6 protein-coding genes and 1 pseudogene are annotated in these 8,592 nt (G+C 56.4%); 5 read left to right on the top strand and 2 right to left on the bottom strand.

Features of this window, described 5'->3' with window-relative positions:
• On the bottom strand, window positions 1-558 hold a 558-nt coding region (locus WBG04_RS02325), incomplete at its 3' end, for a ParA family protein (RefSeq protein WP_424312738.1).
• A 118-nt stretch (window positions 559-676) separates the two neighbouring features.
• Between WBG04_RS02325 and WBG04_RS02320 the strand changes: the two genes are divergently transcribed.
• From WBG04_RS02320 to WBG04_RS02300, 5 genes are all read left to right on the top strand, one after another.
• Complete coding sequence (locus WBG04_RS02320; RefSeq protein WP_424312737.1) at window positions 677-2,812, top strand: DUF255 domain-containing protein; 2,136 nt, start codon at window positions 677-679, stop codon at window positions 2,810-2,812.
• 34 nt (window positions 2,813-2,846) lie between these two features.
• Window positions 2,847-3,890: a PTPDL family protein gene (locus tag WBG04_RS02315; protein ID WP_424312736.1), complete on the top strand. Its 1,044-nt coding sequence runs from the start codon at window positions 2,847-2,849 to the stop codon at window positions 3,888-3,890.
• A 114-nt stretch (window positions 3,891-4,004) separates the two neighbouring features.
• On the top strand, window positions 4,005-4,595 hold the full coding sequence (gene hisB, locus WBG04_RS02310; protein WP_424312735.1) for an imidazoleglycerol-phosphate dehydratase HisB: 591 nt from the start codon (window positions 4,005-4,007) through the stop codon (window positions 4,593-4,595).
• A gap of 7 nt (window positions 4,596-4,602) precedes the next feature.
• Entirely contained in the window at window positions 4,603-5,211 is a 609-nt protein-coding gene (gene hisH, locus WBG04_RS02305) for an imidazole glycerol phosphate synthase subunit HisH (protein ID WP_424312734.1), read from the top strand.
• 960 nt (window positions 5,212-6,171) lie between these two features.
• Entirely contained in the window at window positions 6,172-7,881 is a 1,710-nt protein-coding gene (locus tag WBG04_RS02300; protein WP_424312733.1) for a sodium:solute symporter, read from the top strand.
• 220 nt (window positions 7,882-8,101) lie between these two features.
• Here WBG04_RS02300 and WBG04_RS02295 read toward each other — a convergent pair.
• Window positions 8,102-8,592, bottom strand: a pseudogene (locus WBG04_RS02295) (hypothetical protein); the annotation flags it as partial.

Here is an 8,592-nt window from a genome sequence, read left to right as displayed (position 1 = left end):
GTTCTGAACCATCGTCAGGATCACACCAAGAACTGTCATTCGCGGATGGATCACTCTCAGTCGATTCAACCCCTCGAGCATTTTCGGCATTGATCGAATACCAAGCGGCTCGGCTTGTTGTGGGACTAAAACCGCGCCGCACGAGCAAATAACGTCCGCAGTGAGGCCAAATAGACCCGCAGGCGTATCAACCATGCAGACATCAAAGCCGCTGGCCTCCACCGTTCGCAAAAAACTTCGCACCCTCGGAAGGTGCGCTCCCGTAGGAGCACCGCCCACCTCGTAGTCGCTCGCTTGCCCACTAGCCACCAGCGAAAAAGTCTCCAATCGCGTCGGCACCACCAGCCGATCAAAGGGGATTCCGGGATCAGCCAAATAGTCGTAAAAGCCTGATAACAAGCGGGATTGACGCGTCAACGACAAGCCCACCGAGCCCTGCGGATCGGCATCGACCAGCAAGGTTCTGAGACCCGCACGCGCGAATGCGTGGGCGAGGTTAATCGAGACGGTGGTCTTCCCCACGCCTCCTTTTTGACTGGAAACCGCTATGCTGATCACGCTTTTGGCTTAAGGAAATCGCTGCCGCAGCGTAGCTTGAGCTTGTAGGGGCGAAAGCCTTTTCTGCAGGCTGTCCCCAGACGATTCTTTTCGGGCCTTCTGACAAAACCCAGTATTCATGAAAAACACCGCCGCGATCCTGACTGCAACCACCGCCATCTTGCTCGTTGGCTGCAGTAAACCCAAGACCTCTGCCGAGGAGGATTCGAAGCCCCCCCCAGAACTCGTCCCTGAAATCCAGAAAAACCGACTCTCCGCCGAACCAAGCACTTTCCTGTCCTACGCCGCCAATTCCAAAGTCAATTGGCAACCATGGACGCCTGAAGTCCTCGAATACGCAAAGAAGGCGCGACGCATGATCCTGGTCGTCGTCGGCTCCGCCCGCTATTCCGGCTGCTTCGAGACTCTTGAAGCCCTCGAGAAGAATCCAGCATTGGTCAGCCGCATCAATGAGGAGTATGTACCAGTCCTCACCGATATCGACCTGACGCGTGAAACCGGTCTGCTCGCCTACAATCTCAGCTCCGAGTCCAGAGCTCCCATTTCGTTTCCTTTCGTGATGCTTCTCTCACCCGAGGGCAATCCGGTCACCTGGCACTCGCTGAACTTCTCTTCGAGCAAGGAAATCCGCAACTTCTTCGATAACAGCCTCGAAGTCATCGGCCGACTTTGGGACGACTCCCCGGACTACGTCACGGAGGACAGCGCCTCAAAGGCAGAGTTCCGCCGGAACAATTTGCCCGACCCGGACGAAGAGGTTCCCGACCTTGCCGAACGCCAGCAACGTTATCAGGCGGCGATGAGGCAGTTGGAAAGTTTCTACGACGAAGATGTCTCCTCCCTCTCCGGTTCAGGTGGTCTCTTCCCCTTCGGTATTTTCGATACCCTCACCTTGGCCCAGTTCGACACCACCATACCCGAAGAGCAACGGAAGAAGTACGGCGACACCCTTGAAAGCTTTGTCGAGACCCTGCTCAGCAGCGCCATGGTCGACGTTCTTGACGGCGGCATCCACCCCGCACGCCGGGGATCGAGCTGGAACCTGGTCATGGGTCGACGGGACTGCTCAACCCAGGCGCGTGCCGGCCGGATCTTCGCCCGCATGTATCAACTGTACGGCTACCCAGGCACCCTCGAAGCCGCCATCGCCGCGGTCCGTTTTGCTGAAGAACGCTATCAGACGCCCTCAGGACTCTTCTGCCTGAGTGAAAAACCCCAACCTGCCGACTCAAAGAGCTGGCTATGGATGATCGATCAGATTTCTTCCGTTCTCACCGAAGACGAGTTCAAGGTATGGGAAATTTATTCCCAATTGTCTGAGATTGGAAACCTCCCTTCGGAGGCAGATCCCGACCGGACCTACTTCCGCCTCAACTCCCTCGCAGCTGCACTTTCCCTCGAAGAGGTGGCGGCCGCCAGCGACATGGAGTTGGAACAAGTTCAAGCGCTCATCGAGTCCGGCCGCAAGAAGCTCCGAAAAGCTCGGGAGGCCGAAATCTCAGCTCCTTCACCGGACACCGCCCCCTCCGCCCTCGCGAGCTTCCGAATGGTTTCCGCCTACGCGGCACTCTACGCAGCAACCAAGAACCCCGAATGGAAGGAGAAGGCAGTTGCACTCGGAAAGGCTTCTCGCAAGCAGTTCCTCGCCAACCTATTTCTCAATGAACGCCCCGATGCCGAACCCGAAGGAGCCAGCGACGGCCGGGCCTTCAGTTACGCCGTCGCCGTCCAAGCCGGTCTTGATTTGGGAGCCATCACGCTTGAGGACGAGTGGTATTCCTGGGCCCAGGATCTTTCCACTCTGCTTGCCGAACATTTTGTGACCGAAGATGGCCGCTTGCTCGAGGTTCGCAAAGTGTCGCAGGTGGTGGATATCGATTACGAGGATCGCATGATGATCTTCGACGATTCTACTGCGGGCCTCGTACAACTTAACCTCCAACGGCTGAAGGCCCTTGGATTTAGAACACCTCCCGCCTTGGCAGCATGGCTCAATTCCGTTCCGCCAGTGGAAAGGTTCCCGATCGTCTTCACGGACGCGCTACTCGCCATTTCCCATGAATGGAATCACTCCGTCATCAATGCCGGGCCCACGCTATCCGACGAGCTTGCCGAAGCCATCACCACACTTCCCCTCCAACTCTTCGTCCGGCGCCGTGGGAACAGCGAGGGGGTGACAATCACTCCTCAAGAGGGACCCGAGATCAGCGATGCCACGGCAGCAGACATCGAAAAACTCCTGAATAACCCGTGACGTCCTCCCATTTGAGAACCAAGTTCAAATCATCATGAAAGCTACAACCCTGATATTGATTCCCGCCCTTGCATGCCTTGCTCATGCCGACACCATTCGCATGCGCAATGGCACCGAATATGAAGGTGAAGTCGTTTCTGAAAAAGACGATCACTACGTCGTCAAAATCCAGGTCACCAAATCGATCCGCGACGAACGAAAAATCCCCAAATCGGAGATCCTCGAAATCGTTGCGGAGAAAAAGGACGAAATCGCGTTCGACGAAATCCGCGGCTACGTCCCGACCCCGGACCTCCTGACGCTCAAGCAATATGACCAACGCATTGCAGACGTGGAGAAGTTCATGTCAACGTATCCCAAGTCATCGCACCTCAAGGACGCCGACAAACTCCTCAAGACCCTCGATGCCGAGCGCGAAGTGGTCGCAGCAGGTGGATTGAAGTTCGAAGGTAACATGATCAAGGCAAGCGAACGGACCTCCAAGGCCTACCCCTTGGACGCACGCATCGCCGCGGCCAAAGTCGTCGAATACGGTGACGCAGGCAACACGACGGCTGCCCTTCGCGCCTGGAGTGATCTCGAGCAACGATTCGGATCCAGCAGCGCTTACGCCGACAGCATTCCCTACGTCCTGAAAATGATGAGCGACCATCTCAAAAAGATTGAGCGGAGCCTCAGCACCTACGACCAGCGGGTGAAGGAACGGGAAGATGGCCTGACCCGGATCGCCCAACGCGACCAGGAACGGACCAAGCGCGCCATCGCGGACCAATCCGCCGCCTACACCGCCAAACTGGCGCAGGAGAAGGAAGAGAAAGTGAAGTGGCCTTCATTGGATCCCTACCACAAGCAGCCCATGAGCGAGACCAAACGCATGCTCGAATCCGAAATCACCAAACTCGATCGCTTCGATCCGGCCAGGCTGCCCAATGGTGAAGACGCATGGAACAATGCCTGGCAGGCCGTCAATGGTTCGGCGGACCCCCAAGAAGCGACCAAAGCCATTTCCGAAGCCCGGAGTGCCCGCCTCCCCGACGAATACATCATCATTCTGGAGTCCAGAGCGCCCAAGAAATAGGCCCCGCTGGAGTCTCAGGAACGCGAGGCCCCTTCCCGTCCCCACTCCAAATCGGATCAGAAACCCTTTTCCCTGCGTTGACAGCGCGCCCCCATCGGCTGTCAATGCTCCCGCATGCAACTCCGCACCGCCAAGCGCAGCCGCTCGACCGCCGAAACCCGAATCGAACTTGCCATCAATCTCGATGGTGAAGGAACGTCGAAGATTGCCACCGGCATTCCCTTCTTCGACCACATGCTGACGCTCTTCTCGCGCCACGGTCTGTTCGACGTCGAACTCGAGGCGGACGGCGATCTCGAGGTTGATTTCCACCACACCGTTGAGGACACAGGAATCGTCATCGGAGATGCCATGCGTGAAGCCCTCGGTGACAAACAAGGCATCCGCCGCTATGGCTGCTGCTACTTGCCGATGGATGAAACCCTCGCCCGTGTCGTCGTCGATCTTAGCAATCGCCCCCATCTCGAATTCCGAACTCCGAGGGACACCCCGTCCGCCCCGAATTTTCCCTTCACTCTGGTCGAGGAATTCTGTCGCGCCCTGGCTTCGAATCTGCGTGCCAACGTTCACGTCGAACTCCTCTACGGTCGCGATGGTCACCACATCGCCGAAGCCATTTTCAAAGGTCTCGCACGTGCCTTGCGCGAAGCCTGCGAAAAAGATGCCCGAGTCAAAGGTATCCCCAGCACCAAAGAGGCTCTCTGAGTTCACCATGAAAGTGGGAATCATCGATTACGGCGCGGGCAACCTCCGCAGCGTCGCTAACGCTGTCCAGAGTCTGGATATCGAACCCAGTGTCTTCTCGACGCCTGATGGCTTCGATGGGCTGACCCACGTGATTCTCCCCGGAGTAGGAGCCTTCGGCGATAGCATGGACGAACTTGTTCGCAGGAAACTCGACGAGCCCATCCGCCAATGGATCGCTGACGACCGTCCCTTCTTCGGCATTTGCGTCGGCTACCAGCTTCTCTTCCAATCCGGTGAGGAAAGCCCCGGAGTTCCCGGACTTGGCGTGTTTGACGGCACCGTGGGACGCTTTCCCGAAGACGGTCGGAAAATTCCCCACATGGGGTGGAACGCCGCCGTCGCTTGCCAAGAATCCGATCCCGTTTGGGACCAACTCGGACCGTCGCCCTATTTCTACTTCGTCCACTCCTACTACCCGGAGCCCGAGGACCAAGCCCTGATCGCAATGCATACGGAATACGAAGGCGTCCGCTTTGCCAGTGCCATTCGCCGCGGCAATCTCCTCGCCACCCAGTTCCACCCGGAAAAGAGCCAAAAAGCCGGCCTCCAACTGATCCGTAATTTTCTGCGCTGATCCATCCTTGCGTCACGCTTCGGCGAACATCGCCGCGCTGTTTCCAGGCAATGTGAATAAGTGGTGAGTAAATTGACCGATCCACTGGACCACCATCCATCGGCTCCTCGTCCCGAGTCACTTGTGACGATCTTGTCACGCAAGCACATGGCTGACCTCGTAGGCAATACTTCCGAGGTTATTCCCAACCCAAGCGTGGGAACAAACTGAGAACAACCTTGCATACAACTCATTTTAAACAAGTTGTGCAGGATGTGAACTACTATTCAGAACTCTCCCCAACTTATTCACAATGCTCAATCCTTCAGATCAAGACCTCGAGGGGCTATCAAAAACTCCAACGCTGTCAGATCGAGGAAATCCCCACGGCGGCATTCAGCCTTGTGAATAAATTGGGGAAAAGGATGCCTTATCCACAATTCCGGCCAGCGCCCTCGGCGATCGAGCTTCCAAACAAGCTCCTGAATCCTCTACGGAGGATCGAGAAAACCAAATAACACAAGCCAAGGACTAACCCAACGGTCGCGGCAAGAATCACCGCCAAAATCGCGAGGAGCGCCCAAAGAGGCCACAACCGCCTATCAAATTTAACGACTCTTCCCCGAAACCACGGCTCGACTGAACTCTCTTGAGAACCGCTCCTCGGCTTCCTGCTTGAAGGACGCGCTGGCACACCACCATCGACTTCGATGACCTCCGCTTCAATCGTTTCAGGCATAGCCCCAAGCATGCGCTCTCGAAAGCTGCTTGCAATAGGAACATTCACTGAGAATTCTATTCTGCCTCCGAAATTTGAGTCTAGGGGTGGTCGGCCGCATCGGCCAACAGCGCAGTTGGGCACGGATGGCAGACAAAACCCTCGCCCTGAGAATTTGAGTCAACAAGCTGCTCGCCTAGGTCGAGACCCCTTTTAAAACCGAGGACCACCGGATCTCCGCCACCAAGAAACCACAGCATCTCATGCAAGCTTTCGACTGGGCGCTGGTCGCCACCTACTTCGCCGGACTCGTCTGGATCGTCAAATGGTCTTCAAAAAAGCAGCAAACAACCGCCGACTACTTCCTCGCCGGTCGCCACGCCTCGTGGTTCGTCGTCGGTGCTTCACTATTTGCTTCAAACATCGGCTCTGAACACATTGTCGGCCTCGCTGGAAGCGGTGCCTCTGGTGGTATGGCCATGGCACACTGGGAACTCCATGCCTGGGTAATGCTCCTACTCGGCTGGGTCTTTGTTCCTTTCTACTACCAGAGCGGCGTCTACACGATGCCCGAGTTCCTCGAACGACGCTTCAACTCGAAGACCCGCTGGGTTCTCTCGGTCGTCTCCCTGGTTGCCTATGTTTTCACCAAAGTCTCAGTAACCGTCTATGCCGGTGCCTTGGTTTTCATGACGCTTCTTCCGGACACCTTTGGAACACCGGACAATGCCTTCTGGGTTGGAGCTATCACGACCGTGGTCCTTACCGGGATCTATACGATCTTCGGTGGACTACGCGCCGTGCTCTATACCGAAGTCGCCCAGACGGTGGTCCTTCTTCTCGGATCAGGGCTGATCACTTACTTCGGTCTCAAGGAACTTGGGGGTTGGGGGGAACTCAAGGCGGTGGCCTCAGAGAACAAGGCCGGGTTCGCCCTCTGGCGACCGCTGACCGGTGTTGACCCCACAACTGGAGCGACCATTCCATGGTGGCGCAACGGCGACTTTCCCTGGATTGGTATCCTCATCGCGTCGCCGGTAATCGGCATCTGGTACTGGTGCACCGACCAATATATCGTCCAACGCACCCTCGCAGCAAAAGGTCTTACTGACGCACGCCGTGGTGCCATTTGGGGTGGATTTCTGAAGGTCTGGCCGGTCCTGATCTTCCTCATTCCCGGCATCATCGGACTCGCGCTTCACAAAAAGGGCATCATCAGCATTCCCCTCAAGTCCGAGGGCGATCTCGACGGTGATCAGGTTTTCGCCACCATGGTATCCTCTCTGCTTCCCGTGGGCTTGCGCGGACTCGTTGTTGCCGGACTGATTTCGGCCCTAATGAGTTCCCTCGCATCGCTCTTCAACAGCTGCGCGACTCTTTTCACCATCGATATCTATCAGAAGCTCAAACCCGGCAAGACCGAGAAGGAGTATGTTACCGTTGGCCGTGTTGCCACGACCCTTGTAGTCGTTGCCGGGCTGATCTGGATACCAATCATGAAGCAGATGGCCGGCGGCGGCATTTATAAATATCTCCAATCGGTTCAGGGATACCTCGCTCCGCCGATTACCGCCGTCTTCCTTCTTGGCCTTTTCTGGCGACGCATCAATGCCACCGGTGCCTTCTACGGCCTAGTGATCGGGTTCATTCTCGGCATGGCCAAGCTGGTGATCGAGGCCTTCGTGACCGGCCAAGGTATTCAAGAGGGACCGTTGTGGGCGATCGCTCAATTCAACTTCCTCTACTACTCCGGCGTTCTGCTAGTCATCAGCACTGCCATCATCATCTTACTCTCCTTGGCCACTCCGGCGCCGACTCCGGACAAGACCGACGGCATTACGTGGGCAGGCCTGTCGAGGAAAGACAGACGGTTGATCAAGGAGAGTTGGAATCTCTGGGATGTTCTCGGCACAGCGGTCGTGCTTGGACTCGTCCTCGGCATGTATCTCTACTTCACTTTCTGGCTAGCCTGAGCCGGCGGGCTGCCCCTGCAGAAGACGCTAAACACCTGACCCCGCAGGCAGGATCGGGAGTCTGGCGAAAGGGCTGGGATCGACTCCGCCGCGTTCCGTCGATTTCAGTCAGTGATTGACGACACTCTCTCTGATCACCCAGGCGGGTGAGTTTTTGAAGTTGCGCCCGGAATCCATTACCTTTCGTCCTTCTTCATTTTCGAGCCAGATCCATGCCTGTCTATTCGTCCTTCCGGCTGTATGATTTTTGGACGTAGTGGAAGTCATTATCGTTGGTGGCTTTCCCTTTTGTCCAATCCTTGGGAACCTTGTTGAGCAACCCGTGCCTCCGGAGGGTATTAAAAAGAAAGAGAAGTGAGTGGGTCTCCTTCACTAATCCGACTTCTGCCAAAAGAGCTTTTCCCGCAGTGTCTCTTTCTCCCCACGTGATCAATGCTTCGCCTGCTGTGGTGCGAATGACGGAATATTCATCCTGAAGCAGAGCCCTGACGGCATCGGCTGAATCTGCCGACTTTTCTTTGAGCACCATCAGGCCAAGAACGGCCCAATAACGCTGGACCGGATCGGTAGATTTCAGAGCTAAGGTCAGGCGGGGGATGTTGCCTGCATCCATGGAAGAGGCGGCGAAGGCGAGTTCCAGGATGGCATCGATATCGAATTTTTCACTCTGAACGTAGTCGGCGATGGCACCACCCTTGCCCACGGTGTCGA

Source organism: Haloferula sp. (genome assembly GCF_049672945.1).
GTDB lineage: Bacteria > Verrucomicrobiota > Verrucomicrobiia > Verrucomicrobiales > Akkermansiaceae > Haloferula.
This window is presented reverse-complemented; position numbering and strand designations above follow the sequence as displayed.

Bases quoted from the DNA above. Each gene is read 5' to 3' on its own strand.
- WBG04_RS02320 (WP_424312737.1), top strand. From the start codon at position 677: ATGAAAAACACCGCCGCGATCCTGACTGCAACCACCGCCATCTTGCTC.
- WBG04_RS02315 (WP_424312736.1), top strand. From the start codon at position 2,847: ATGAAAGCTACAACCCTGATATTGATTCCCGCCCTTGCATGCCTTGCT.
- hisB (WP_424312735.1), top strand. From the start codon at position 4,005: ATGCAACTCCGCACCGCCAAGCGCAGCCGCTCGACCGCCGAAACCCGA.
- hisH (WP_424312734.1), top strand. From the start codon at position 4,603: ATGAAAGTGGGAATCATCGATTACGGCGCGGGCAACCTCCGCAGCGTC.
- WBG04_RS02300 (WP_424312733.1), top strand. From the start codon at position 6,172: ATGCAAGCTTTCGACTGGGCGCTGGTCGCCACCTACTTCGCCGGACTC.